At 56.5% G+C, this 26,276-nt stretch carries 22 protein-coding genes; 15 read left to right on the top strand and 7 right to left on the bottom strand.

The window, feature by feature from the left end; translation table 11 throughout:
- Positions 1–136: 136 nt before the first annotated feature.
- The 4 genes from cobS (at position 137) to GGE09_RS08490 (ending at position 5,544) form a co-directional block, all read left to right on the top strand.
- Entirely contained in the window at positions 137–1,123 is a 987-nt protein-coding gene (gene cobS, locus GGE09_RS08475; protein WP_309745669.1) for a cobaltochelatase subunit CobS, read from the top strand.
- Positions 1,124–1,169: 46 nt separating this feature from the next.
- Positions 1,170–3,041, top strand: a complete 1,872-nt coding sequence (cobT, locus tag GGE09_RS08480) for a cobaltochelatase subunit CobT (RefSeq protein WP_309745670.1) — start codon at positions 1,170–1,172, stop codon at positions 3,039–3,041.
- 204 nt (positions 3,042–3,245) lie between these two features.
- Positions 3,246–5,051, top strand: a complete 1,806-nt coding sequence (locus GGE09_RS08485) for an aminopeptidase P family protein (protein ID WP_309745671.1) — start codon at positions 3,246–3,248, stop codon at positions 5,049–5,051.
- Positions 5,052–5,193: 142 nt separating this feature from the next.
- Positions 5,194–5,544: a DUF427 domain-containing protein gene (locus GGE09_RS08490; protein WP_309745672.1), complete on the top strand. Its 351-nt coding sequence runs from the start codon at positions 5,194–5,196 to the stop codon at positions 5,542–5,544.
- A 22-nt stretch (positions 5,545–5,566) separates the two neighbouring features.
- Here GGE09_RS08490 and GGE09_RS08495 read toward each other — a convergent pair whose 3' ends face one another.
- The gene (locus GGE09_RS08495) at positions 5,567–7,231 is read right to left on the bottom strand and encodes a chloride channel protein (protein WP_309745673.1); all 1,665 of its coding nucleotides are present in this window, start codon (positions 7,229–7,231) and stop codon (positions 5,567–5,569) included.
- 94 nt (positions 7,232–7,325) lie between these two features.
- On the opposite strand from GGE09_RS08495, the gene GGE09_RS08500 reads away from it, so the two are divergent.
- Positions 7,326–8,702, top strand: a complete 1,377-nt coding sequence (locus GGE09_RS08500; RefSeq protein WP_309745674.1) for an FAD-linked oxidase C-terminal domain-containing protein — start codon at positions 7,326–7,328, stop codon at positions 8,700–8,702.
- 120 nt (positions 8,703–8,822) lie between these two features.
- Here the strand turns inward: GGE09_RS08500 and GGE09_RS08505 are convergent, their stop codons facing one another.
- Entirely contained in the window at positions 8,823–9,320 is a 498-nt protein-coding gene (locus GGE09_RS08505; protein ID WP_309745675.1) for an N-acetyltransferase, read from the bottom strand.
- 111 nt (positions 9,321–9,431) lie between these two features.
- On the opposite strand from GGE09_RS08505, the gene GGE09_RS08510 reads away from it, so the two are divergent.
- The 4 genes from GGE09_RS08510 to GGE09_RS08525 all read left to right on the top strand — a co-directional run bounded on the left by GGE09_RS08510 (position 9,432) and on the right by GGE09_RS08525 (position 12,597).
- The gene (locus GGE09_RS08510; RefSeq protein WP_309745676.1) at positions 9,432–10,040 is read left to right on the top strand and encodes a flavin reductase family protein; all 609 of its coding nucleotides are present in this window, start codon (positions 9,432–9,434) and stop codon (positions 10,038–10,040) included.
- A gap of 11 nt (positions 10,041–10,051) precedes the next feature.
- Positions 10,052–10,921: an S-methyl-5'-thioadenosine phosphorylase gene (locus tag GGE09_RS08515; protein WP_405048537.1), complete on the top strand. Its 870-nt coding sequence runs from the start codon at positions 10,052–10,054 to the stop codon at positions 10,919–10,921.
- Between the two features lie 10 nt (positions 10,922–10,931).
- Positions 10,932–11,999: an alpha/beta fold hydrolase gene (locus GGE09_RS08520; RefSeq protein ID WP_309745677.1), complete on the top strand. Its 1,068-nt coding sequence runs from the start codon at positions 10,932–10,934 to the stop codon at positions 11,997–11,999.
- Positions 12,000–12,063: 64 nt separating this feature from the next.
- A complete protein-coding gene (locus tag GGE09_RS08525; RefSeq protein WP_309745678.1) occupies positions 12,064–12,597 on the top strand; it encodes an adenine phosphoribosyltransferase in 534 nt (177 codons plus the stop codon).
- A gap of 57 nt (positions 12,598–12,654) precedes the next feature.
- Here GGE09_RS08525 and GGE09_RS08530 read toward each other — a convergent pair whose 3' ends face one another.
- The 4 genes from GGE09_RS08530 to GGE09_RS08545 all read right to left on the bottom strand — a co-directional run bounded on the left by GGE09_RS08530 (position 12,655) and on the right by GGE09_RS08545 (position 16,920).
- Positions 12,655–14,064: an FAD-binding oxidoreductase gene (locus tag GGE09_RS08530; RefSeq protein WP_309745679.1), complete on the bottom strand. Its 1,410-nt coding sequence runs from the start codon at positions 14,062–14,064 to the stop codon at positions 12,655–12,657.
- Positions 14,065–14,121: 57 nt separating this feature from the next.
- On the bottom strand, positions 14,122–14,934 hold the full coding sequence (locus tag GGE09_RS08535) for an MBL fold metallo-hydrolase (RefSeq protein ID WP_309745680.1): 813 nt from the start codon (positions 14,932–14,934) through the stop codon (positions 14,122–14,124).
- Positions 14,935–15,049: 115 nt separating this feature from the next.
- Positions 15,050–15,634, bottom strand: coding sequence for a GNAT family protein (locus GGE09_RS08540; RefSeq protein WP_309745681.1), 585 nt, complete (start codon positions 15,632–15,634; stop codon positions 15,050–15,052).
- A 47-nt stretch (positions 15,635–15,681) separates the two neighbouring features.
- Positions 15,682–16,920, bottom strand: a complete 1,239-nt coding sequence (locus tag GGE09_RS08545) for a DUF4147 domain-containing protein (protein WP_309745682.1) — start codon at positions 16,918–16,920, stop codon at positions 15,682–15,684.
- 106 nt (positions 16,921–17,026) lie between these two features.
- Here GGE09_RS08545 and GGE09_RS08550 point away from each other — a divergent pair, with 106 nt between their 5' ends.
- Both GGE09_RS08550 and GGE09_RS08555 read left to right on the top strand, forming a co-directional pair.
- Complete coding sequence (locus GGE09_RS08550; protein ID WP_309745684.1) at positions 17,027–18,316, top strand: acetylornithine deacetylase/succinyl-diaminopimelate desuccinylase family protein; 1,290 nt, start codon at positions 17,027–17,029, stop codon at positions 18,314–18,316.
- A 187-nt stretch (positions 18,317–18,503) separates the two neighbouring features.
- The gene (locus tag GGE09_RS08555; RefSeq protein ID WP_309745685.1) at positions 18,504–19,976 is read left to right on the top strand and encodes an ABC transporter substrate-binding protein; all 1,473 of its coding nucleotides are present in this window, start codon (positions 18,504–18,506) and stop codon (positions 19,974–19,976) included.
- 88 nt (positions 19,977–20,064) lie between these two features.
- Here GGE09_RS08555 and GGE09_RS08560 read toward each other — a convergent pair whose 3' ends face one another.
- The gene (locus GGE09_RS08560; protein ID WP_309745686.1) at positions 20,065–21,126 is read right to left on the bottom strand and encodes a response regulator; all 1,062 of its coding nucleotides are present in this window, start codon (positions 21,124–21,126) and stop codon (positions 20,065–20,067) included.
- A 308-nt stretch (positions 21,127–21,434) separates the two neighbouring features.
- Between GGE09_RS08560 and GGE09_RS08565 the strand changes: the two genes are divergently transcribed.
- The 4 genes from GGE09_RS08565 to GGE09_RS08580 are packed head-to-tail and all read left to right on the top strand — an operon-like array spanning position 21,435 to position 26,255.
- On the top strand, positions 21,435–22,379 hold the full coding sequence (locus GGE09_RS08565; RefSeq protein WP_309745687.1) for an ABC transporter permease: 945 nt from the start codon (positions 21,435–21,437) through the stop codon (positions 22,377–22,379).
- Positions 22,376–23,209 (top strand): ABC transporter permease, encoded by an 834-nt coding sequence (locus tag GGE09_RS08570; RefSeq protein ID WP_309745688.1) that lies wholly within the window; start codon positions 22,376–22,378, stop codon positions 23,207–23,209. The genes GGE09_RS08565 and GGE09_RS08570 overlap by 4 nt, the downstream gene beginning before the upstream one ends.
- A complete protein-coding gene (locus GGE09_RS08575) occupies positions 23,206–24,798 on the top strand; it encodes a dipeptide ABC transporter ATP-binding protein (protein WP_309745689.1) in 1,593 nt (530 codons plus the stop codon). Before GGE09_RS08570 ends, GGE09_RS08575 begins: the two co-directional genes overlap by 4 nt.
- Positions 24,798–26,255, top strand: coding sequence for an aldehyde dehydrogenase family protein (locus tag GGE09_RS08580; RefSeq protein WP_309745690.1), 1,458 nt, complete (start codon positions 24,798–24,800; stop codon positions 26,253–26,255). Before GGE09_RS08575 ends, GGE09_RS08580 begins: the two co-directional genes overlap by 1 nt.
- Positions 26,256–26,276: the final 21 nt, after the last annotated feature.

Genomic DNA, 26,276 nt, shown 5'->3' on the forward strand with positions numbered 1-26,276 from the left:
GCCGACAACGCTCCGTCACGGGCAGATTGCGGGGGGCAAAATACCGCGCCCCCCTTGCACCCTTTGAGAATATATTCCACTAAGCAAGGATTGCCCTGCTTTGGGGCGCTTCTTTCGATGACGCAGGACGAATTACATGGCCGACAACTTTCTGGATGTGAACGCAAAACCAACCGAAGAACTCTCTGTACGCGAGGTGTTCGGCATTGACAGCGACATGACTGTAAAGGGGTTTGCCGAGCGCACCGACCGTGTGCCAGAGGCGGATAACACCTATAAATTCGATCCAGACACCACATTGGCCATTCTGGCTGGGTTTCAATACAACCGCCGCGTGATGATCCAAGGCTATCACGGCACGGGGAAATCCACCCACATCGAGCAAGTGGCCAGCCGCCTGAACTGGCCTGCAGTGCGCGTCAATCTGGACAGCCACATCAGCCGGATTGACCTGATCGGCAAAGACGCGATCAAGCTGAAAGACGGCAAACAGGTTACCGAATTCCACGAAGGCATCCTGCCTTGGGCCCTGCGCAACCCTGTTGCCATCGTATTTGATGAATATGATGCAGGCCGTGCGGATGTTATGTTTGTGATCCAGCGGGTGCTGGAAACCGACGGCAAGCTGACCTTGTTGGACCAGAATGAAATCATCACGCCGAACAAACACTTCCGCCTGTTCGCTACCGCCAACACTGTTGGCTTGGGCGACACAACGGGTCTGTACCATGGCACACAACAGATCAACCAAGGCCAGATGGACCGTTGGTCACTGGTGGCCACGCTGAACTATCTGTCCCATGACGCCGAGGCTGCAATCGTTCTGTCCAAGAACCCCCATTGGAACACCGAAAAAGGCCGCAAGGAAATCGCACAGATGGTTACTGTGGCCGATCTGTCGCGTACGGCCTTTATGAACGGTGACATTTCCACAGTCATGTCCCCGCGGACAGTGATTGCATGGGCTGAAAATGCGCGTATCTTCAAAGATATCGGCTTTGCCTTCCGCCTGACCTTCCTGAACAAATGTGACGAGCTGGAACGCCAGACCGTTGCCGAGTTCTATCAGCGTTGCTTTGACGAAGAACTGCCGGAATCCGCTGCGAGTGTAAGCTTGGGGTGATGACGTAAAAGGGCTTGGATGCACCTAGAAGGCCGGATATCGACCAATGAACAAACCAACTGACAATCCTGCTGATCCGTTCAAAAAGGCGCTGGCTGAAGCGACCAAAGCCATGGCAAATGAGCCAGAGCTGAACGTCAGCTACACCGTTGATCCTGCGGGCATGTCCAACGACTCTATGCGCTTGCCACAAGTGACCCGTCGCATGACGCGAGATGAGGTGTTGCTGGCCCGTGGTACGGCGGATGCCTATGCCATGCGCATCCGGTTCCACAATGAAAGCACCCACAATCGCTATGCACCGCAGGGCGAAATGGCGCGGTCTTTGTACGAAGCCATGGAAACCGCCCGCTGCGAGGCGATGGGTGCCCGTGCCATGCCCGGCACTGCCAGTAATATTGACGTCAAGATCAGCAACGAAGCCGCTAAAATGGGCTTTGCCCAAATCCAAGACGCCGCTGGCGCGCCCTTGGCTACGGCTGCGGGCTATCTGGTGCGCCATCTGGCCACGGGGCGTGACCTGCCCCCTGCTGCTGCCCATGTGATGGAACTTTGGCGCGGCTTCATTGAATCCCAAGCGGCAGACACGCTGGGTAATCTGGACGATGTGCTAGACGATCAGGTCGCTTTTTCCAAATTCGCCCGCCAGATGATCGACGATCTGGGCTACGGCGAACAATTGGGCGATGATCCCGACGAGGAAAACCCCGATCGTCAAGAAGACGCTGAAGAAGACAATCAGGAAGACGAAAATCCTGACACAGACAGCGGCGATCAATCAGACGAAAACGACGAGTCCGAAGCCTCGCAAGATCAGCAGGCCACGGATGAACAACAGCAAGCGCAAACCTCGATGGAGGAGCGCGACGATCTGGACAATGCCGAGGAAATGGACGCCCCCGACGGGCAGCCCCCGCTGGACCCCCCGCCTCCTGCGGCCCATTCCGATGCGGATCCAAACTATAAAGTCTACTCCACCGAATTCGACGAAGAGGTTCTGGCCGAAGAACTGGCCGAGCCTGCCGAATTGGAACGGTTGCGCGCCTATCTGGATCAACAACTGGACCCGCTGAAAGGCGCTGTGTCCCGTCTGGCCAATAAATTGCAACGCCGCCTTCAGGCCCAGCAGAACCGCAGTTGGCAGTTTGATATGGAAGAAGGTATTCTGGATGCAGGCCGACTGGCGCGGGTCATTTCCAACCCCACCACGCCCCTGTCTTTCAAAGTTGAAAACGACACGGAATTCAAAGACACCATTGTAACCCTGTTGATCGACAATTCAGGGTCCATGCGCGGTCGCCCGATTTCTATCGCCGCCATTTGCGCCGATGTTCTGGCCCGCACGCTGGAACGCTGTCAGGTGAAATGTGAAATCCTTGGCTTTACCACGCGGGCGTGGAAAGGCGGGCAAAGCCGCGAAACATGGCTGAAAAACGGGCGCGAACAGACGCCGGGCCGTTTGAACGACCTGCGCCACATCATCTATAAAAGTGCTGATGCCCCGTGGCGGCGCACACGGCCCAATCTGGGGCTGATGATGAAAGAAGGTTTGCTGAAAGAAAACATCGACGGCGAGGCGCTGGAATGGGCGCACCGCCGCATGGTGAACCGCCCCGAACAACGCCGCATCTTGATGGTGATTTCGGATGGTGCGCCCGTAGATGACAGCACCCTTTCGGTGAATTCCGCCAGCTATCTGGAAAAACACCTGCGCGATGTGATCGAAATGATCGAAAAACGCAAACAGGTTGAATTGATCGCCATTGGCATCGGCCATGACGTGACGCGCTATTATGAACGTGCTGTGACCATCACCGATGCCGAACAACTGGCAGGCGCGATCACAGAACAACTGGCCGGTTTGTTTGACCCGAACGGCAAAACCGGCCCGAAAATGGTTCTGCGCCGCGTCAGCTAGCGGTTTACAGTGGATTTTATCCGGCCCCTGCCCCAGTGATGCCTTTGCACGCTAGGAACAGATCGGACCCTGTAACACGGTTTTCTTAACAAAGGGGCCTCGCCGGCCCCTTAGACACGGTTTTTTAACAAAGGGGCCTCGCCGGCCCCTTAGACCCCGCAGGTATTTCCGCTCAAAAGAAGATGGCGGAATGAGGAGTGATTTATGTTTCAGAGCTTTGAGGCGACCACCACACCACAGACAGGCGGGCCGCGTCTGGCCTTGTTGCGTGCGGAACTGGATCGGGATGGTCTGGACGGATTTATTGTCCCCCGCGCCGATGCTCATCAGGGCGAATATGTCGCGGATTGTGATAAACGGCTGTCCTGGCTGACGGGATTCACTGGTTCGGCCGGGTTTTGTGTGGCGCTGAAAGATCAGGCGGCGGTTTTCATAGACGGGCGTTATAAATTGCAGGTGCGCGATCAGGTGGATCTGGAATATTTCACCCCTGTGGACTGGCCCAAAACCAAACTGGGCGATTGGCTGGCGGAAAATGCGGCAAGTGGTGCTGTGATCGGTTTTGATCCGTGGTTGCACACAAAAGGCGAGATTGACGCAGCAGAAGCGCGGCTAAAAGGTACAGGCATCATTCTGAAGCCTTGCGACAATCTTGTGGATCGTATCTGGGCCGATCGCCCTGCGCCGCCCAAAGGCTTGATGCTGCCTTATGGTGTTGAACTGGCAGGGAAGTCCAGCGCGGACAAGCGGGCGGATATTGCAGCGGAACTGGAAAAATCGGGACATAAGTCACTGGTTTTGACCCAACCTGACGCGATTGCTTGGGCCTTGAACACGCGAGGCACCGATTTGGGGCAAACCCCCGTGGCGTTGGCTTTTGCCACGTTAGATGACACCGGACATGCCACTCTTTTCATTGATCCTGCCAAAGTAGACGACGCCCTGCGCCAGCATTTGGGCAATGATGTCACCCTGCAAACCCCAGATGAATTTGGCGCGGCGATTGACGGGCTGTCCGGGCCCGTGCTGGTGGACGCATCCACCGCCCCTGTCTGGCTGGATGCCCGCCTGAAAGCGGCAGAGACCGAGGTGGCTTATGGCGCGGATCCGATCCTGCTGGCCAAAGCCGTCAAGAACCCTGTTGAACTGGCAGGCACCACCGAGGCCCATTTGCGTGACGGCGTGGCGGTAAGCGAGTTTCTGGCTTGGGTCGCAAGCCTTGGCCCTGCACCAACGATCACAGAAATCGACGTAGTAAAAAAACTGGAAGCCTTTCGTGCGGCCACAGGTTTGTTGAAACACATCAGTTTTGACACGATTTGCGGCACTGGTCCGAACGGGGCGATCATGCATTACCGCGTAACGGACCAGACCAACCGCCCCATCGAGCCTGATAATTTGCTGCTGGTGGACAGTGGGGCGCAATATCTGGATGGCACCACCGACATCACCCGCACCATGGCCATTGGCACCCCCCCTACCGAGGCGGTGCGGGCCTTTACACTGGTTCTGAAAGGCATGATTTCTGTGTCCAAGGCCCGCTTCCCCAAAGGGCTGGCAGGGCGCGATATTGATCCGCTGGCCCGCACGGCATTGTGGCAGGCAGGGTTGGATTTTGATCATGGTACGGGGCACGGCGTCGGGGTCTATCTGTCCGTCCATGAAGGCCCGCAGCGGATTTCCCGAGTGTCGGATGTACCGCTGCAAGAGGGTATGATCCTGTCGAATGAACCTGGCTATTACAAACCCGGTGCCTTTGGGATTCGGATTGAGAACCTGATCGTGGTTGAACCCGCCCCGCGGATTGCCGGCGGCGATGATCGCCCGATGATGCAGTTTCGCACGCTGACCTATGCCCCGATTGACCGCGCCCTGATCGACATAGACCTGCTGACAGGTCCAGAACGGGACTGGTTGAACGCCTATCACAAGGATGTTTCCCAAAAGTTACGGAATCGTTGTACGCCTGAGACACAAATCTGGCTGGATCAGGCCTGCGCCCCGATCTAGCGCAACACCCTTAACATCAAGGGATTATTTCGGGTACGGGGGAAAACCCCTGCCCTGCGCACTGCGACGTTCTGTTCTAAGCAGAACGCTTTGGACCTGTGCTACTATGCGCACAAAGTGAATGGATTTTGGGAGAGACCATATGACGAACGAACCAGAAATTGTGATTGAACCAGCCGTGGGCAACTGGAGTGTGCGGGCCCAAGGCGCGATCATCGGCGGCACATCCCGCGCGCTGTTGCTGCGGGAAAAGGGCCACGAACCGGTGATTTACATCCCGCGCGAAGACCTGCAAATGGTGTTTTTCGACCGCTCTGAAAAAACCAGCCATTGCCCCCATAAAGGTGATGCCACCTATTTCCACCTGATCGGGAAAAACCGCCGCCAAGCCGATGTGGCCTGGTCTTACGAAGCCCCTTTTGACGATGTGGCGCAAATCGCAGGGCATCTGGCGTTTTATAAAGATGCCGTCACCATTGAGGCTGTCAGCTAACAGGCTAAAGCGAACAGCCCGCTTAGGCGTGTTGTTCGCGCACGGTTTCGGCCATCGCCTCGCTATAGGCGCGCAAGGCATCTACCTGAAACAAGGTGCCCAGCAACTCTTCCGGCGCACCTGTTTCATCGGTGGATACCACAGGTAAAAATTGATGCTTTGCCCCGTCAAACAGGGGCAAAGCCACCTCTAGGGAACTCGAGGCGACAACGTAACAGTCTTCGGCAATTAATGCCTCGCAGCGTTCGGTGCTGCCCATACGGGGATGATCCAGACCGCGCATCAAATCTGACACGGGAATCGTGGCCAATAAATAGGCCTGTGGCCCCGCCGCAAGGCGCACGCCACGCCGTTCCAACTGTTCCAGAAAAAACGACCGTGCCACAAATTTACTGGCCAGCGTGGTGGAAAACGCAACTGCCAGCATGACTGCCAGACCGATCTGCCAGTCCCCCGTCATTTCAAACACGATCAATGTGGTGGAAATCGGTGCGCCCAGTACCGCCGCCCCTACGGCCCCCATACCCGCCAGCGCGTAAAGGGACTGTGTGCCAGACACGGACGGAAACACTGCCGTTGCAACCCAACCAAACGCCAAGCCTGTCAGTGCGCCCAGCATCAAAGCCGGCGAAAACGCCCCGCCGCCCATGCGCCCTGCCATGGTTACAGCCACCGCTGCCACTTTGACGATCGCAAGCCCAACAGCCGCCCAAAAAGTTATCTTGGCGGTCAGCGCCAGAAAGATTGTTTCATAGCCCACACCGATAATATTGGGCACAAAGATCGCCATTGCCCCCAACATCAGACCCGCAATTCCAGGCCGCAGCCAGCCGGGAATTTTGAACTGTTGTTGCCACCGGTCGCCCCGATCCTCGGCAAAGAAAATCGCCTGCATCATCACAACAGACACCAATCCGCACAGCAGCCCCAACAACACAAATGCAGGTAATTCCACGTAAAATTCCAACTCATGGGCCGGCAGCGAAAATTCGGTTATGTCCCCATAGCCAAACCGGCTGATCAGCGCGCCAGATACGGCGGCGATCACGATCGGACCAAAGGAATGAACCGCATAGTGGCGCAGGATCACTTCCATCGCAAAGATCGTGCCAGCGATGGGCGCGTTAAAAGACGCCGCAACAGCGCTGGCCACGGCACAGCCCAGCAAATCCCGCGCGGTAATCCCGTCAGCCTTGATCAAGCGGGAAACCTTGCTGGAAATCACCGCAGCCAGATGCACCACAGGCCCCTCGCGCCCCGAAGACCCGCCTGTGGACAGCGTAATAAAAGACGCGAGTGCCGAGGCCAACCCCGCCTTGCCCTCAACCTTGCCATTGTGCAACGCAGCCCCTTCAATCACATGGGCCACGGTACGCACCCGCCCGTCGGGGGTGAAGCGCTGCAATATGAACCCCACGATCAAACCGCCCACGACAGGAACCATCAAAACCCAGAACCACGGCAGCTGGCTGGCAGCCGAGGCCAACTGCACATCGCTCTCGCCGTAGATATGTTCCTGAAGCGTGGCAATCCCGACCCGAAACGCCAAAGTCGCCCAGCCCGCCGCACAGCCGATGATCAACGCCAGCGTCCAGAACACCAGTGAATTGGCGCCATCCTTGCGGATCGACTGCAATCCTTTGCGGTTCAACAGCCGCGAAACAGGGCGGGGATGGTTGCTTGCCAAAACTCTCTCTCCAGAACCCGAAGTATACCACAAATTTGCACTTTCCACAGGCCCTACATCTAATTAACCTGCGCATCAATCAGGAGGATCCCGAATGCCAGACAATGGTGCCGCAATATCAGAGCTGAAGACACTTTTGGGTGACCGGCTTTCCACCGCACAGGCCGTTTTACATCTGCACGGCGAAAATGAGACCTATTACGACAACACCCCGCCGGACGCAGTGGCCTTTCCCAACACCACACAAGAAGTGTCCGAAATCCTGAAAATCTGCCACGCCCACGGCTGTCCGGTGATTCCCTGGGGCGTTGGAACCTCGCTTGAAGGCCATGCCCTGCCGATCCGCGGCGGTGTGACCATCGACATGATCAACATGAACAAAATGCTGACAGTCGCCGCCGAGGATTTATATGCCGTCGTCCAGCCCGGCATCACCCGCGAAGAATTGAACACCGAACTGCGTGCAACGGGCCTGTTTTTCCCCGTAGACCCCGGCGCAAACGCGACCTTGGGCGGCATGACCGCCACATCTGCTTCCGGCACAACCACCGTGCGCTATGGCAAGATGAAAGACAACGTCATGGCCCTCGAAGTGGTTCTGGCGGACGGCCGGATCATCCGCACCGGATCAAAAGCCAAGAAAAGCAGCGCGGGCTATGATCTGACGCGGCTGTTTATTGGATCCGAAGGTACACTCGGGATCATCACCGAACTGACCGTAAAACTACACGGCCAACCCGAGGCGATTTCAGCTGCGGTTTGTGAATTCCAAGACAGCACAAGTGCGGTGAATGCGGTGATCATGGCGGTGCAAATGGGGCTGCCGATTGCGCGGGTCGAGTTCATTGACGCCCTCTCGATCAAAGCCATTAACGCCTATTCCAATATGACCATGACCGAATGCCCCCATTTGTTCATGGAATTCCACGGATCGGAAAGCGGCGTAGCCGAGCAGGTCCAGCGCATGAAAGAGATCACCGAAGAATTCGGCGGCGGTGGTTTTCAATGGGCCTCAAAAGCCGAGGATCGCAACAAGCTTTGGCACGCCCGCCACACCGCCTATTTCGCGATCAAAGCCCAAAGACCGGGATCTGATGGCATTTCAACAGATGTCTGCGTGCCGATCTCAAAGCTTGCCCAAGCGATGGACGAAACCATTGCCGATGTCGAAGCCCACGGCTGGAACGCGCCGATTGTCGGCCATGTGGGGGATGGAAACTACCACGTCCTCTTCCTGTTTGACCGCAATAACCCAGAAGAATTCGCGCTTGCCAAAGACCTGACCCACCGCATGAACCTGCGCGCCCTTGCGCTTGGGGGGACGGTGACAGGGGAACATGGTATCGGGATTGGCAAGATGAAGTATCTGGAAGAAGAACACGGCGAAGCGGTGAACATCATGGCCGATATCAAACGCAGCTTTGATCCTACGGGCATTATGAACCCAGGTAAAATCGTTGCGGTAAACTAAGTCGCAACCGCCGGGGGCGCTGCCCCCGGACCCCCGGGATATTTGGCGAAAATGGAAAGACGGACGCCCGCTCTTTTTTGTTTGTCAAATATCCCCGCGCGGAGCGCTACAGAGTTTTGGTCAATCAACCGCCACCCGCATGATTTCCCCACTCACCCCGTCAAAAGCTGTAGGGGTTAAGGGCAGGTACAACAAACGGTCGGGGTTTGTGGGGGGCGGGAAGGTCATCGTCTCGCTCTTTTGAAAGCCGAATTTCTGATAATATGGCGCATCGCCCACCAGAATAACCCGTTCCCAACCCAAGATTTCAGCCCGCGCCAGACTGTCGCGCACCAACAGCCCGCCCAAACCTTCGCCCTGATAGGTGGGATGTACCGCCACAGGTCCAAGCAAGAGCGCGGGGTGGCGGGCAGGTCCAACGACAACAGGCCAATAGCGAATAGCGCCTGCCAGAACCCCGAAATCATCCCGCGCAGCCAGACACAAAGCCCCAACCCGCGCCACGCCTTCGCGCAACCGATAGGAACTCAGTGCCTCGCGTCCGGGGGCAAAACACAGGTCGTACAGATACTCGACCTCGTAGCTATCCTCGGGTGTTTCAGGGTTCAATTGAAACATCGTTTCCTATCAGACCTTTAGAAGCAACGCATCGTTGCGGGAAAACTGCTGGAACCCGCGATAGCAGACCGTTACAAAAGGGGCAACGCAATTGAAAATTGGACGCCCATAATGTTTTACCGCCCCGGCCATGAAGACCACGGCCTGCCCCACAACCCGTTCAAAGCCATCGTGGCCCCCCGCCCTATTGGCTGGATTTCCACCCTGACCCCGAACGGCACTGCAAATCTGGCCCCCTATTCGTTTTTCAACGGGGTTGCTGACGATCCGCCGATGGTGATGTATTCCACCACAGGCAGCAAAATTGGCCGCGATGAGGCCAAAGACAGCCTGACAAACATCCGAGCCACGGGTGAGTTTTGCGTGTCGATTGTGTCACGCGCCTTACAAGATGCCATGAACCTGTCATCGGGCCACTACGCCCCTGACGAGGATGAATATGTCATCGCGGGCCTGACTAAAGGCACACCAAGCGTTGTCAAAGCACCGTTTGTGGCCGAGGCACCGGCCTCGCTGGAATGCAAGTTGTTCAAGGAAATCGAACTGCCCGGCGGCGCGACGATGGTTCTGGGCGAAGTTGTCGGCGTTCACATCCGCGACGAGCATATCATCGACGGCATTCTGGATGTCACCACCTACCAGCCCATGGCGCGGCTGGGCTATCGGGATTACGCTGCCGTTTCTGAAACATTCGCCCTGAACCGCCCCGGCCAAAAATAAGGACTGCAATTATGGAAACGGTCATCGGGATTATCGGCGGCAGTGGTGTTTACGATATCGACGGATTGGAAAACCCCCAGTGGATTCCGGTGGAAAGCCCTTTTGGCACGCCCTCGGATGATCTGTTGGTGGGGCGGCTGGATGGTGTTAAAATGGTGTTCCTGCCCCGCCACGGGCGCGGCCATGTGCAAACGCCGTCATCCGTAAACTACCGCGCGAATATCGACGCGCTGAAACGGGCGGGCGTGACGGATGTGATTTCGGTTTCTGCCTGTGGATCGTTCCGCGAAGAAATGGCGCCGGGCGATTTTGTCATTGTGGATCAATTCATTGACCGCACTTTTGCACGGGAAAAGTCTTTCTTCGGGCCGGGCTGTGTCGCCCATGTGTCTGTGGCCCACCCCACTTGCCCGCGCCTTGGGGCCGCCTGTTTTGACGCCGCCAAAGCCGAAGGCATCACCGTCCATCAAGGGGGCACCTATTTGGCGATGGAAGGCCCGCAGTTTTCCACATTGGCCGAATCGAAAATGTACCGCGAGGTTTGGGGTTGTGACGTGATCGGCATGACCAATATGCCCGAAGCAAAGCTCGCCCGCGAGGCAGAACTGTGTTATGCCTCGGTCGCCATGATCACCGATTTCGACAGTTGGCACCCCGACCACGGAGAGGTAGACGTGACACAGATCATTCAAACCCTGATGGGCAATTCCGCCAAGGCCAAAGGTCTGGTTGCACGCCTGCCAGCCCTGCTGGGGGCAAACCGCGTGGACTGCCCGCATGGCTGTGACAAGTCACTGGAATTCGCAATCCTAACCGCCCCAGAGGCCCGAGATCCTGCGATGGTGTCAAAACTCGACGCTGTTGCGGGTCGCGTTTTTTAGGCGTCGCGGGATGCGCAATTCAATCTTATTTTGTGCGCTGTTCGCACTGTTTTTAGCCGCGTGTAATGAACGGGGCACGATTTCAGTGATGCCAGACACCCCTTTGGGCGGCCCTGTGGAAGAAATCTTTGTTGCCACAACCCGCCAGCCCAGCGCGGGTGTGGATGTGTTTTCCAGCCTGCGCACTTCGCAACTTAGCTTTGCCCGTCTGGATGTGTCGATCCCACCGACCCATAAAGCGGGGCGGATCGAATGGCCTGAAAAACCAGAAAAATCTGTCGATCCAGCTACAGATTTCGTCACCAAAAAGATCGTGCGCTACGGGTCTGCCGCCAAATTCGCCACCGCCCTGCGCGCCAGTGCCGCCCCCGCCAAAAACGAAGCGGTTGTTTTTGTACACGGCTTTAACGTCACCTTTGCCGAGGGCGTTTACCGCCTTGCGCAAATCTCGCATGATGTGAAAAACCGCAGTACGGCGGTGCATTATTCATGGCCCGCAACCCAAAACACATTGGAATACACCCGCGACAGGGACAGTGCGCTTTTCGCCCGTGACGGGTTGCAAACCCTGCTAGAACTGCTGGTCGCACAGAATTACAAACGCATTGTGATTGTGGCCCATTCCATCGGCTCCAGCGTTGTCGTTGAAACCCTTCGCCAGCTGTCTTTGGAAAAGAAAACCCATGTTACCAACAAGCTGACAGGCGTGGTGTTGATTTCGCCCGATATTGATACCAATCTTTTCGAAATCCAGCTTAGCCGGATCAAACCCCTGCCTAAACCCTTTGTGATCTTTGGCGATGAAGCCGATATTGCCTTGAAAGCCTCGGCTTTTCTGACTGGGAAGAACAACCGTGTGGGCCAGCTGAAAGACACTGAAATCCTGCGCCGTTACGGGGTGCAATTTGTGAATGTCACCGATGTTGACGACGGCGAAGACCGGCTGAGCCACTCGGTTGCCATTACATCGCCTACGGTGCTGTCCATCTTGGAAAAACTGCCTGCGATGGGTTCACTTGAAACCCAGAACGAAGGCGCTGTGCTGCAACGCCTGCTTGATGCCCGAAGAAAACGCTAGGGCCGGTAAAGCCGCCCCTAACGCCCCCCAACCCCGTATATGCTCTCTACCGAAAGACGCTTTTATGACCCGTGACATTACCGATTTCATCCGCACCATCCCGGATTTTCCCCAAAAGGGGATCATGTTCCGCGATGTCACCACGCTGTTTGGCAATGCCGAAGGCTTTAAACTGGCGGTGTCCCAAATGGTCGATCTGTTTAAAGACGCCAACATCACCGCTGTCGCAGGCCTGGAAGCTCGGGGCTTCATCATCGGCGGTGCTGTGGCAGAACGCCTTGGCACGGGCTTCATTCCCGTGCGAAAGAAAGGCAAATTGCCCGGCAAAACCCTAACCGAGGATTACACGCTGGAATACGGGCAAGCCACCATCGAAATTCACGAAGACGCGCTGCAAGCGGGTGATAAAGTGCTGCTGATCGACGATCTGATCGCCACAGGCGGTACAGCGGCGGCTGGGATTAAACTGATCGAACGCCTCGGGGCCGAGGTCATCCACGCCGCGTTTATCATCGACCTGCCCGACCTTGGCGGCGCAAAAGTCATCCGTGACATGGGCGTCCCCGTAACAGCGCTTTGTGCTTTTGAAGGCGACTAGCACCACCTTCTTTTGAGCCTAAATACCTAAATGCAAACGCAGCCATTAAAGCTGCGTTCACCCCCGCAAAACAGCGCCTGGGTTCATGATCCCCAAAGGGTCCAGCGCCCGTTTCAGCTGCCCCATTACCGCCAGTTTCACCGGATCGCCGTAGCGTTCCAAATCTTCGGCCTTTAACCGCCCGACCCCGTGTTCTGCGGAAATGGACCCGTCAAATTCCGCCACCAGATCGTGGATCAACGTCATGATCTCGCGTTTCAGATGCATCCAATCGGCCTTGGCTTCGCCTTTCGGCGGGAAAACATTATAATGCAGATTGCCATCCCCCAGATGACCAAAGCTGTTCAGCCGCACGGGACCAAAAGGCTTTAACGCCGCAATCCCTGCGTCAATAAATTCCGGCAAACGATCCAGCGGGATAGAAATATCATGGCTTGAAATCGCCCCCACCCGCTTGTTTGCTTCTGGTATGGTTTCGCGCACGGTCCAGAATTCATCCCGCTGGGCGGCGGATTGGGCCACCACGACATCTTCGATCAAACCATCTTCTAACGCGGTTTCCAGCACCGCCATCATCCGATGTTCCAACCCGCTGCCAACCCCTCCCCCGATTTCAGCCAGAACCATCCACTCGGGTCTGTCGGCAAAAGGCACGCGGATTTCGGGCATGGTTTCGGATAGGAAATCAAACCCCGTACCGTGCACCAGTTCAAACGCGCTAACCAACCCGTCCAGCGCAGTTTGCATCCGCGACAACAGTTCTGCCGCCGCGCTTGGGTCGCGCACAACGGCAAAACACGTAGCCAATTCCGCAGGCTTGGCCACCATTTTCAAAACCGCCGCGGTAATCACCCCAAGCGAGCCTTCGGAGCCCACCAGCAGATTGCGCAGGTCATAGCCCGTGTTATCTTTTCGCAGCCGTTTAAGCCCGTGATGGATCGACCCATCGGGCAAAACTGCCTCAATCCCCAGACATAAATCCCGCGTGTTGCCATAGCGCAGAACCTGCACGCCGCCCGCATTTGTCGCCAGATTGCCGCCGATGCGACACGACCCTTCCGATGCCAGCGACAGGGGAAACATCCGCCCGACCTGATCGGCAGCGGCTTGAACCTCGGCCAGCGTCATACCTGCTTCAACCGTTAAGGTATTACCGACAGGGTCCACATGGCGCAGGGATTTCATCCGCTCAAGCGACAGGATCAACGGGGCCGCGCCTTGATCCAAGATCTGCCCGCCAACCAGCCCCGTGCCCCCCCCGTAAGGCACCACACCAACCTTGGCCGCTGTACATTTCTGAAGGATCACAGACACTTCTTCCACAGTGCGAGGCCGCGCCAACACGCCCCCAATCCCCTGCATCATGCCACGGGGTTCCTCTAGATAGGATGGCGGCACCGGATCAGCCACCCCGGGAAGGGCCGCGTTTAAGTCAGCCAGAAAGGCGTCATTGGCAGGGTTCAGCATGGTGATACTCCTTTGGGCAAAGACCTAACCAAAGGCAAACCGCTTAACAAGTGACCTTCATTCGTATTCAGTCACGAAACGGGGCGGAATGATCATAACCGTAGGGCGGTTTGGCAGTAAATCCTGACTGATGACAAAGCTGCTGTCCTTCAGGGTGACGACTTCGAATTCATCGCGCATTCCAGCCACGAACCGATCCAGCGTGCCCCGCCCGAACCAGTGCATCGGCAACACAACGGACGCCCGCAGCCGTTTCAGCACCTGCACCATAGACGGTAAATCAAGCGTCATGCTGCCATCCACCGCCGCCATCACCACATCCAGACGCCCGATACGGGCAAATTGTTCGTCAGACGGGATGTGATGCAGATGCCCCAAATGGCCGATACACAGACCCGCCACTTCAAAAATAAAAATCGAATTTCCGTCTGGTTCCTGCCCTGTGAAAGCATTGCGAATGTCGGTTGTGACATTGCGCACCAGCATTTCACCCAGTTCCAATTCGTATTCCGCCACCCCGCCGTCCAGATCCCAGCCCCGCAGCACATGGGGAATGCGCGGGTCTGGGTGATCCGTGTAATGGCTGGAATGACCTTTGTTCATGGTCACCACATCGGGAATTTTTTCAACCTGTCCAATAAAGCCGTTATAATCCGTCACCACCCGCAATCCGCCAAGGGTATCAATGACATACATGGAATGATCGGCATAGGTGATCTGCACTTGGTCGTGGGTCAAAGCCGCCTTGTAAACCCGTGCGCCGCCATCCGCGAAGGCAAGGCAATGGCTTGGTGTGCGTGTTTGCGCAGGCGCGGCATCAGGTAAACTGCCCGCCCAAAACGCCAGACCTATCCCCAGAAATCGCCACATAGCACACCCCTTCGACTCGGTATCATGGGGTGAGTTTAACTTGAGAAACGGCTCTGTGGCGGGAAAATTCGCGTGAACGGCGGTACACGTGCCTTCACACGGCCGGCGCGCGCCCCTAGCCCGCGTCTGTTTTGCCCCGACGATCCCCGCGCAGGTTCGCATATAACACATGGGTCCGCCAGCGCCCTGCGATCTGCAAATAGCTTTGCGCCACGCCTTCATATTTGAAGCCGGTCTTTTCCAACAACCCGCGCGAGGCGGCGTTTTCAGGCAAAGTTGCGGCCTCTATCCGGCTAAGATCCAACTGGTGAAACGCATAATGCACCACCGCCTGAATCGCATCGGTCATATAGCCTGAACGGGCAAAATCAGAGCCGATCCAATAGCCCAAAGTCCCAGCCATCGCAGGCCCGCGCCGAATGTTATCCAGCGTAATAGCCCCAAGCAGAACCTGATCTTCACGGCGAATAATAAACAGGGGCAAGCCCTTACCGGATTCATAGGTTTTACGCGCCCAGAACACCCGATTGTTGAACGCACGGCGGGAAAAATGGTCAGGGGACCAGACAGGCTCCCATGGTTTTAGAAAGGTTTCGCCATCCTGTCGCAAGTGAACCCAAGGCAAATGGTCCGCCATGACCGGCATGCGCAGGGTCACATGCTCGGCTTCGATGATCACTTTAGGTCTGCGTTTAAACATGAATTCCCCAGCGTATTGCGCCTATAAACCGCGCGCTTTGGCGGGCGTCAAGAACGGCGCAGAAAGAGCTGCACATCTGCGACATTTGTACCAGTTCCCCCAACTGTCAGCAAATCGCCAGCCGCCTGTAGGCCGTGATAACTATCGTTATTGTCCAATATGGCCTGCGGGTCCAGTCCTGCCGCCTGCATCCGTTTGATGGTGCCCCGATCCACCAGACCGCCTGCGGCATCCGTCGGCCCGTCGCGCCCGTCGGTGCCGCCACTTAGAAACACCCAATCCCCGTCCAGATGCTGCGCCCCAAGGGCAACCCGCAGCGCCAGTTCCTGATTGCGCCCGCCAAGCCCGTCACCTTTGATCCGCACTGTGGTTTCGCCGCCAAAGATCAGGGTTTGGGGGCCGTCAGAAGCTTCCATCGCCTGCAAAACCCGCGCGGCTGCATCCGCCACATCCCCTGTCAGCTCATCCTCTACAATCTGCGCATCGGTGCAGGCCGCTGCCACGGCATCAAGGCTCACCCGATTTGACCCGACGATCTGGTTCTGCGCCTCTCGCGCTGCAGGGGGGGCCGTGTCCTGCTCCAGATGGTGGCGCACCGCTTCAGGTATGTCATCCCAGACACCTGCTTTATGCAGAACATCCCGCGCCTCGGCTGCCGAGCCGACGCGCCCTACGGTCGGCCCGCTGGCCACAACCCGCAGATCATCGCCGATCACATCGGACAGGATCAACGCGCGAACTTGCGCAGGGGCAGCAGCGGCCAATAGCCCACCGCCTTTGGTGCGACTTAGGCACTGGCGCACCAAATTCATCTGATTGATGTCCAACCCGCTGCCCAACAAAATCCCGTTGGCCTGCTGCTTTTCGGTAAGCGAAATCCCCGCAACAGGCGCAATTGCCAACGCCGACCCGCCGCCTGAAATCAACGCCAAAACCCGATCCTCGGGGCCAAGCCCAGAAACCGCATCCAACAACGCCGCCCCTGCCGCAGCACTGCCCGTAGACGGCACAGGATGTTCGCCAATCAACAGGTCCACCCCGTCTATGTCACGGGCGTTTTCGGCGTTTGTTATTGCAAGTGCGCGGGTTGGCGTGGGCAGATGGCGCAGGGCTTCTTCGATCATGGCACAGGCCGCTTTGCCAAGGGCAAGGACGATCAGCTTTCCCCCAAACGGCGCAATAGGGTCCGCTTTCAAAGCCCGCGCCACGGCGCCCGCGGGATCAGCGGCTTTCACGGCCACTTGGAACAGGTCCACCGCCTGCATGCGTAAGTCTTTGTCTGCCATGATCTTTCCCTATCTGTTCCACCGAACATACCGCCCCATAAAAAATCCGCAAACAGCAACTTGTACCCCCTTGAACATTCCCCAAAACTTGGCGCAAGGTGACGCTATGCCAGACCAAAATAAAATAGACCGCCTGAACGCAGAACTGGATCGTCGTCGTGATGATCTGATTGCGTTGACCCAAGATCTGATCCGGATTCCGACGCTGAACCCGCCGGGCGAAAACTATCGTTTGATCTGTGAATATCTGCGCGACAGGCTTGCCCCGCGTTATTTCCAATGTGAACTGATCCGCGCCCATGACACCCCCGGCGACAGCGAAAAATACCCCCGCTGGAACGTCGTCGCCCGCCGCGAAGGCGCGCGCGCTGGGGAGTGTGTGCATTTCAACAGCCACACCGATGTTGTAGAACTTGGCGAAGACTGGACCCGCGATCCATTTGGCGGGGAATTGGACGGCGACCGGATTTATGGCCGCGGGGCTTGTGACATGAAGGGCGGGCTGGCTGCATCTATTATCGCCGCCGAAGCCTTTGTCGACACCTTCCCTGATTTTGCCGGAGCCGTTGAAATATCGGGCACAGCCGATGAAGAAACCGGCGGCTTTGGCGGCGTGGCCTATCTGGCGGAAAAAGGGTTTTTCGCCCCGACCCGCGTGCAGCATGTGATCATTCCCGAACCTTTGGGGCTGGATTGTATCTGCCTTGGCCATCGGGGTGTGTGGTGGGCTGAAATCGAAACCAAAGGCAGAATTGCCCATGGGTCGATGCCGTTTTTAGGCGATTGCGCCGTGCGCCATATGGGGGCGGTTCTGAACGAAATGGAAACCGCGCTTTACCCCGCCTTGGCGCAAAAACGCACTGAAATGCCTGTGATTCCCAAAGGCGCGCGGCAATCTACGCTGAACATTAACTCGTTTCACGGGGGCCAAGACGAACCCGAGCCCGATTTCACCGGCCTGCCCAGCGCCATGGTCCCCCATAGTGCCAGAATGGTCATCGACCGCCGTTTCCTGATCGAGGAAAATATCGAGGATGTGCAAAAGGAAATCACCGATCTGTTGGAAAAGGTGAAATCCGAACGGGACGGGTTTTCTTATGGAATCCGTGAAATTCAGCGGGTTATTCCCACCATGACAGCCAAAGATGCGCCTGTGGTGACATCCGTGGCCAGCGCGATTCAGAATGTTCTGGGCAAGCCTGCGGAATATGTCATATCGCCCGGGTCATACGATCAGAAACACATTGACCGGATCGGACAGTTGAAAAACTGCATTGCCTATGGTCCGGGCATTCTGGAGCTGGCCCATCAGCCTGATGAATATGTCGAAGTTTCCGCCATGATCGACAGTGCCAAGATCATGGGGCAAAGTCTAATTGATTTGTTGGTAGACTAGGGCCAATCAAATCAGGGGGCGCTGCCCCCAAACCCCCGGGATATTTACCGAAAGAAGAAGCTGTTCAGGCTGAAATCGGCTCGGCTTTTGTGTCTTTGCAAAGAAATGCAGGACTCTCTTGACCCGTCGCGCCAATCCGCGTCAACTGAATCTGCAACTCACGTGCCATTCTATGGAGAGACTTCTAATGACTTTTTTTAAAGCTACAGTGACGGCCACCGCTGTCTTGCTGTCAACGACGGCTTTTGCGAAAACCGATGTAACTGTCGCTATCCAGCTGGAACCGCCCCATCTTGACCCCACATCAGCGGCTGCGGGTGCCATTGACAGTGTGTTGTATTCCAACGTTTTTGAAGGGCTCACCCGTTTTGGGTCTGATGGTTCGGTGAACCCCGGGCTGGCAGAGTCTTGGGATATTTCCGAGGATGGTTTGACCTATACCTTCCATTTGCACAGTGGCGTGAAATTTCATGACGGCACGGATATGGATGCGGAAGACGTTGTTTTCAGTCTGGACCGCGCCCGAGCCGAGGACAGTGCAAATGCGCAAAAGGCGCTCTACACTGATATTGCCTCGGTTGAAGCGGTTGATCCTGCCACGGTAAAAATCACGCTTTCTGTTCCGAACGGGGCGATGCTGTTCAATCTTGCTTGGGGGGATGCGGTAATTGTCGCACCTGAGAGCATTGAAAACATTAAACAAATGCCCATTGGCACCGGGGCTTTCAAATTTGTTGATTGGGTGCAAGGGGATAAGATTGACCTGACCCGCAACGAGGATTACTGGGGCGCGCCTGCCAAGCTGGACAAGGCAACCTTTAAGTTCATCTCGGACCCGACGGCTGGTTTTGCGGCGATGATGGCCGAAGATATTGACGCCTTTGTGGGCTATCCCGCGCCGGAAAACCTGCCACAATTTGAAAGCGATCCACGTTTTCAGGTCATTGTGGGCAATACCGAGGGGGAAACCATCCTTGGCACCAACAATAAACTGCCCCCGTTTGACAACGTAAAAGTCCGTGAGGCCGTGGCCCATGCCATTGACCGCCAAGCGATTATTGACGGGGCGATGTTCGGACTTGGCACGCCAATCGGGACCCATTTTGCACCGCACAATCCGGACTATGTGGATTTGACGGCGAACAGCGCCTATGATCCTGAGTTGTCCAAAAAACTGCTGGCCGAAGCCGGGTTTCCTGACGGGTTCAAAACCACTTTGAAATTGCCGCCCCCGTCCTATGCCCGTCGCGGCGGAGAGATCATTGCTGCCCAGTTGCGCGCTGTCGGAATTGAAGCCGAGATCAGCAATCTGGAATGGGCGCAATGGTTGGAACAGGTGTTCAAAGGCAAAGATTTCGGCCTGACCATCGTGTCACATACCGAACCTTTTGACATCGGAATCTATGCAAATCCTGATTATTACTTTCAGTATGACAACACAGACTTTCAAAAGCTGATTGTTGATCTGAACGGCGAAGCAGACCCTGAAAAGCGGTCTGCCATGATAAAAAAGGCAGAGACAATCATTTCAGAAGACTATGTGAACGCCTATTTGTTCCAACTGGCAATTCCAACAGTTGCAAAAGCGGGCCTGCAAGGGCTGTGGAAAGACGCCCCCACCCAAGCCACCGATCTGACAGGGGTGAGCTGGGCGGAATAACGTAGCATAGCATCTCGCAAAAACCGGAACGCCCTGACCAAAAGTCGGGGCGTTTTTTTTGGGGGGGATGCCGAAAATGAAAGGTGATTTATTTAGAGCGGCCAAATCCTCTGGGACGGGTCATCAACTGTGACACATCCCCAAGAACCGTCAAAGCACTGGGAAGGCTGACGCCAATCGACTCGGGTTTGGGCCGCAAAGTTGCGACCGCCTTATCCGCTTTTGCCACCATTTCTTTCAAGACCGCACTTTTTCGGGCGGTATCAATGCTTTTCAAACGGGTTTCAATGGATTGAGTATTGAGGGGTTTGGGATCGCCGCCCAAAATTTGCGCCACGCCACCAAAGCCCGATGCACTGGCAGATGCGGCCACGACAGGCGTCATTTCTGCAATGATTTGATCCGCTTTTACCTTGGTGATCGGACGGGGGACCATGGCCAGAAAATGGCCGTTGCCTTCATAGGCAATTAACGTGCCGCGCAGACCGATGGCCTTGTTAAAAACAGCTGCGGCTTCTGTGATAAAAGCGCGAAAGGCAGTCGCAGATAGCTTGTTAAACACTGCCTCAACATTGCAAATCCGAACCGCCATCAAACTGCCAGAAAACCCCGCGTCAGGGGATTTCATCAAGATGTTTTCCTGCGCCAAAGTATCAATTGCGCCGTCAAATCCTTGCACCACGAAACTGTCTTCAAGGGCCAATGCATTGAACTGATCCAGTTGCGCGCGCCATTGCAGGGCAATTGTTTCAAACTCTTTGTGATGGTTCACCTGTGCGCTTAAAATATCCGCGGCACGGATTCGCGCGCCCAATTCGAGCCCGTTAAAGGGTTTGGTGACAAAATCCGTGGCCCCTGCCCTATAGGCGCGGTCAATGGACACTTGATCCTTGAGGGCCGTAATCATCACGATCGGTGTGTTCAGATGCGCTTCCATTGCGCGAATACGGCTGCATAATTCCACGCCGTCAATTTCGGGCATCAGGATGTCCAGCAGGAAGCAATCGAAGGGACGGTCAACAGTTTCAATAAGATGCAGCGCGTCAGTCGCGTTTTCGGCGAGGGTCATTTCAGTATAGCCCCCTGCATTCAACGCAGCGCTTAACACGGCGAGGGCAAAGGGATCGTCGTCAACTGCCAGAATTTTCACAACAACGCTCCTTACTCGTGTACTATTTGCGCACCGAAAAAAGGTGATCCGCTCTTGGACAGCGGCGACCTTTTCGCAGTGGATTCAACTTTAAGAAAAGAATCGCCTAAAATTGTGCGGGAATTGTGTTGATATTGCGGTTATCGCGGATTTTTTGGCCGTGCTCGACTGTGAAATGGGCCGTATTGAAAAATGAAAACGGGCGTGCTGCACGTTACAAATCCCCCTTTGGCATCCCCGCTGGAAAAGGTTGCTTCGTCGTGCAATCGTCTCTTTACCACCAGCAAAACCGCCCTTAATCTCGGCCTATGCTGCGCTATACGTTTACCCGGCTTCAGTCCCTGATCCTTAGCTTGATCGTTGCATCCATTGTGATTTTTGCAACTGTAGAGATCGTTCCCGGTGACCCCGCAAGCTTTATGCTGGGGATGAACGCCCAAGAGGACACGGTCGCCGCCCTGCGCGAACAACTGGGCCTGAATGTGCCGGTTTGGCAGCGTTATCTGACATGGGTTGGCGGATTGCTGAGCGGGGATTTTGGTACCTCTTACACCTATCGCACGCCGATTGCGGATATGATTGGCGATCGGCTGTGGATCAGCCTGCCGCTGGCGCTCTACGCGTTGACCCTATCCACAGTTATTGCCTTTCCTGCGGGAATTCTGGCCGCCACACGGCGCGGATCGGCCAGTGATGTGACCGTGATGGGGTTCACCCAACTGGGTGTTGCGATCCCGAACTTCTGGTTTGCCATGCTGATGGTGCTGGCCTTTGCGATCAATCTGCGCTGGTTTTCCGCAGGCGGCTTCCCAGGCTGGGACAATCCGCTGCTGGCGATGAAAGCACTGACCCTGCCCGCCATTTCACTAGCCCTACCGCAGGCATCAATCCTTGCACGGGTGATGCGATCCGCCTTGCTGGATACGTTAAGCGAGGATTACATCCGCACGGCCCGTGCCAAGGGCCTGACCCGCCGCCAAACCCTGTGGCGCCACGCCCTGCGCAATGCGCTTATTCCGGTTCTGACCATCATCGGGTTGCAGTTTTCATTCCTCATCGCCGGTGCGATTATTATTGAAAATGTGTTCTTTCTGCCCGGCCTTGGGCGGTTGGTGTTCCAAGCCATCAGCCAACGGGATCTGATCGTGGTTGAAAGCGTTGTCATGCTGCTGGTTTTTGCCGTGATCCTTGTCAATTTCGCGGTGGATATCGCCTATGCAGTGGTAGACCCCAGATTGCGCGGTAGCCGATGAACGCCTTGTTTACCAACCGGAATTTCCTGATCGGCATGGCGCTGACAGCGGTGTTTGTGATCGGGGCTTTGGTTTCTTTTATCTGGACGCCTTATGACGTCACAGGTGTTGATATTGCCAATAAATTACAGAAACCGCTGACCACTGGGTATCTGCTGGGCACAGATCATTTCGGGCGGGATATACTGTCGATGATCATGGTGGGTGCACGCACATCCATTGCGGTGGCTTTTGTGGCGGTGGGCATCGGCATCCTTGCAGGCGTGCCCCTTGGCCTTGCGGCAGCCGCCAATAAAGGATCGCTTTGGGATGAGGTGATCATGCGCTCTAACGATCTTGTCTTTGCCTTTCCAAGTCTTGTGATCGCTATCCTCATCACCGCGATTTTCGGCCCCTCGGCGATCAATGCGATTATTGCGATTGGCATCTTTAACATTCCCGTTTTCGCTCGTCTGACCCGTGGTGCGGCCCTGTCCCTGTGGCAGCGGGATTATATCCTGTCTGCCCGCGTGGCTGGCAAAGGCCCCGCGCGAATTTCATTCGAACACATCCTGCCCAACGTCACTAACCTGTTGATTGTTCAGGGAACCATCCAGTTTTCTCTGGGTATTCTGGCCGAGGCTGGCTTGTCCTATGTGGGTCTTGGCGCGCAGCCGCCGATTCCGTCTTGGGGGCGCATGCTGGCGGAATCCCAGACGATGATTTCTTTCGCACCGCACATGGCGCTGTTTCCGGGGCTGGCAATTGTGTTCACCGTTTTGGGGCTGAACCTGATGGGCGACGGGCTGCGCGATGTGTTTGATCCGCGCATCAGACGGGGCACACGATGAGCTTGCTTTCAATCACAAACCTGCAACTGGCCATCGGCAAAGCACCAATCCTACAGGACGTGTCCCTTAGCGTGGATGCGGGTCAGATCGTCGGGATTATCGGGGAAAGCGGCTCTGGCAAATCCATGACCGCCTATTGTGTGACGCAACTGCTGCCCGATGGTCTGACGGCTACGGGGCAGATTGCATTTAATGGTACGGATATCCTGTCAGCAAGCGAGGCGCAGATGTGCGCCATTCGCGGCAATGATATTTCCATGGTGTTTCAGGAACCGATGACCGCACTGAACCCAGTGCATACCATCGGCGATCAGGTGGCGGAAACCATTTTGATCCACGAGCCCAACACTACCAAAGCCCAAGCACGGGCCCGTGCGCGCGATGCTTTGAACCGTGTGGAACTGCCCGAAGACCGCTTCCCGCTGTCCCGCTACCCCCATGAAATGTCAGGCGGTCAACGCCAGCGCGTGGTGATCGCCATGGCCATCGCCCTGCGCCCCAAACTGCTGATTGCAGATGAACCCACAACCGCGCTTGATGTGACCACACAGGCGGAGATCCTGACCCTGCTGACCCGTCTGGTGCGCGAAGACGGCATGGGCCTGATGATCATCACCCATGATCTGGCGGTGGTGGCGGATATGGCCGATTACATCCACATCATGCAGCAAGGGCGCATTGTGGAGCACGGGCCTGCGGACAGCCTGTTTCAGACCATGCAGCACCCCTATTCCAAGGCGCTTCTCGCGGCCTCAGCCCATGTGCCGGACCGCGCCCCGCCCGACAGTGACGTGCCGCTGTTACAGGTGAAAAACGTCCTGCGCGACTATGCGCTGCCCCGCACCACGCTGTTTGGCAAACCAGATCATTTTCGCGCGGTAAATGATGTGTCTTTCACCATTAAGAAAGGTGAGAGTCTTGGCCTTGTGGGCGAAAGCGGCTGTGGGAAATCCACGCTCACCCGCGCCATTCTGGGGTTGGAAGAAATCCAGGGCGGGCAGATTTTGCTGTCAGGCGAACCTGTCTTCACAGGCAAGACACCCAACCGCGCCGTGCGGCGCAAAATGCAGGTGGTTTTCCAAGACCCCTACGGCAGTTTCAACCCGCGCCACCGCGTAGATCGTCTGATTACCGAACCCTTCCACCTGCTGGATGCCCCCCCAACAGACCGCAAGGATCGTATCGCCGAGGCGTTGCGATCTGTCGGGCTATCCCCCGAAGACGCGACCAAATACCCCCACGAGTTTTCCGGCGGCCAGCGCCAGCGCATCGCCATCGCCCGTGCGCTGATCATAAAACCCGAGCTGATCATTCTGGACGAGGCCGTATCCGCCCTTGATGTCTCAATCCGCGCGCAAATCCTTGATTTACTTTCGGAACTATCAGAATCACACGGGTTGACCTACCTGTTTATCTCGCATGATCTGTCGGTTGTGCGATCCATCACCGACCGCGTTTTAGTGATGCAACACGGCAAGATCGTCGAACAAGGCGACACCCAAAGCGTGTTTGACAGCCCCGCCGATCCCTATACAAAAACCCTCATTGCTGCAGCGCCACAGCTGCCTGCTGATCTCAGGAATTTCTAATGCCCTTGCTCCCCGATCTCTGGTTTGACCCGACAAAATGTTTCATCAATGGCGCTTGGGTAGCGCCCCTTGGTGGCGATCAACTGGCCCTGACCGACCCGTCCACAGGGGAAGAAATCGGCACAATTGCGCGGGGCACAGCCGCCGATATAGACGCCGCCGTTGCCGCCGCAGACAAAGCCCGCAAAGGCGAATGGGGGCGGATGCCAGCTTTTGAGCGGGGGCGCATCCTAACCAAACTCGGCCAGTTGATCCTGACAAAAGTCGAAGAACTGGCACGGTTGGAATCAACCGACGTGGGCAAGCCCCTGACCCAAGCCCGTGCCGATGTGGTAGCCATGGCCCGCTACATGGAATTTTACGCAGGCGCTGCGGATAAAGTGCACGGTGAAACCCTGCCCTATCTGGATGGCTATACGGTCTATACCCTGCGTGAACCCCACGGGGTGACGGGGCATATTGTGCCGTGGAATTACCCCATGCAGATTATCGGGCGATCCGTTGGCGCGGCCCTGACCATGGGCAACACCTGTGTTCTAAAACCCGCCGAGGAAGCCTGCCTGACCGCCCTTGCCTTTGCCGATCTGGCCCATCAAGCGGGCCTGCCTGCGGGTGTGTTGAATGTGGTTCCAGGCCTTGGGGCCGAGGCAGGTGCGGCCCTATCCGCCCATAAAGGCGTGCATCACATGTCCTTCACAGGATCGGTTGGGACGGGCGTGCTGATCCAGACCGCTGCGGCGCAGAATGTGATTCCGGTGACGTTGGAACTGGGCGGGAAATCCCCGCAACTGGTGTTTGATGATGCGGATATTGATGCCGCCCTGCCGTTTTTGGTAAATGCGGGGATTCAGAACGCGGGGCAAACCTGTTCGGCGGCCTCGCGTATTTTGGTGCAGCGTGGCGTTTATGATCAGGTTTTGACAAAAATGGCGGCGAAATACAGCGCGTTACAGGTTGGGCCTGCCCTGTCAGACCTGAACGTCGGCCCGCTGATTTCGGCCCGCCAAAAACAGATCGTCAACGGCTTTCTGGACCAAGGCAGTGACCTGACAATAGCCGCACAGGGCCAAATCGTCAGCGACGCGCCTGCGGGGGGCCATTACGTGGCCCCGACCCTGTTTGCCGATGTCAGCCCCGATCATACGCTTGCCCAGAATGAGATTTTCGGCCCTGCCCAAGTGGTCATCCCTTTTGACACCGAAGACCAAGCCGTGGCCATTGCCAATGGTACGGATTACGGGCTGGTGGCCTCGGTCTGGTCGCAAAACGGGGCGCGTCAGATGCGTTTGGCCAAAGCGATTGATGCGGGTCAGGTGTTTTTGAACAACTACGGCGCGGGGGGCGGTGTGGAACTGCCCTTTGGCGGCGTTGGCAAATCGGGCCATGGTCGCGAAAAAGGCTTTGAGGCATTGTACGGGTTTTCAAAACTCAAAACCGTAGCGGCGTTACACGGCTGAAGCCGACCACAGAACACACCA

Source organism: Roseobacter sp. N2S (assembly GCF_031454055.1).
GTDB lineage: Bacteria > Pseudomonadota > Alphaproteobacteria > Rhodobacterales > Rhodobacteraceae > Amylibacter.

Coding starts and splice junctions, on each gene's coding strand:
- cobS (WP_309745669.1), top strand. CDS start 137: ATGGCCGACAACTTTCTGGATGTGAACGCAAAACCAACCGAAGAACTC.
- cobT (WP_309745670.1), top strand. CDS start 1,170: ATGAACAAACCAACTGACAATCCTGCTGATCCGTTCAAAAAGGCGCTG.
- GGE09_RS08485 (WP_309745671.1), top strand. CDS start 3,246: ATGTTTCAGAGCTTTGAGGCGACCACCACACCACAGACAGGCGGGCCG.
- GGE09_RS08490 (WP_309745672.1), top strand. CDS start 5,194: ATGACGAACGAACCAGAAATTGTGATTGAACCAGCCGTGGGCAACTGG.
- GGE09_RS08500 (WP_309745674.1), top strand. CDS start 7,326: ATGCCAGACAATGGTGCCGCAATATCAGAGCTGAAGACACTTTTGGGT.
- GGE09_RS08505 (WP_309745675.1), bottom strand. CDS start 9,320: ATGTTTCAATTGAACCCTGAAACACCCGAGGATAGCTACGAGGTCGAG.
- GGE09_RS08510 (WP_309745676.1), top strand. CDS start 9,432: ATGTTTTACCGCCCCGGCCATGAAGACCACGGCCTGCCCCACAACCCG.
- GGE09_RS08515 (WP_405048537.1), top strand. CDS start 10,052: ATGGAAACGGTCATCGGGATTATCGGCGGCAGTGGTGTTTACGATATC.
- GGE09_RS08520 (WP_309745677.1), top strand. CDS start 10,932: ATGCGCAATTCAATCTTATTTTGTGCGCTGTTCGCACTGTTTTTAGCC.
- GGE09_RS08525 (WP_309745678.1), top strand. CDS start 12,064: ATGACCCGTGACATTACCGATTTCATCCGCACCATCCCGGATTTTCCC.
- GGE09_RS08530 (WP_309745679.1), bottom strand. CDS start 14,064: ATGCTGAACCCTGCCAATGACGCCTTTCTGGCTGACTTAAACGCGGCC.
- GGE09_RS08535 (WP_309745680.1), bottom strand. CDS start 14,934: ATGTGGCGATTTCTGGGGATAGGTCTGGCGTTTTGGGCGGGCAGTTTA.
- GGE09_RS08540 (WP_309745681.1), bottom strand. CDS start 15,634: ATGTTTAAACGCAGACCTAAAGTGATCATCGAAGCCGAGCATGTGACC.
- GGE09_RS08545 (WP_309745682.1), bottom strand. CDS start 16,920: ATGGCAGACAAAGACTTACGCATGCAGGCGGTGGACCTGTTCCAAGTG.
- GGE09_RS08550 (WP_309745684.1), top strand. CDS start 17,027: ATGCCAGACCAAAATAAAATAGACCGCCTGAACGCAGAACTGGATCGT.
- GGE09_RS08555 (WP_309745685.1), top strand. CDS start 18,504: ATGACTTTTTTTAAAGCTACAGTGACGGCCACCGCTGTCTTGCTGTCA.
- GGE09_RS08565 (WP_309745687.1), top strand. CDS start 21,435: ATGCTGCGCTATACGTTTACCCGGCTTCAGTCCCTGATCCTTAGCTTG.
- GGE09_RS08570 (WP_309745688.1), top strand. CDS start 22,376: ATGAACGCCTTGTTTACCAACCGGAATTTCCTGATCGGCATGGCGCTG.
- GGE09_RS08575 (WP_309745689.1), top strand. CDS start 23,206: ATGAGCTTGCTTTCAATCACAAACCTGCAACTGGCCATCGGCAAAGCA.
- GGE09_RS08580 (WP_309745690.1), top strand. CDS start 24,798: ATGCCCTTGCTCCCCGATCTCTGGTTTGACCCGACAAAATGTTTCATC.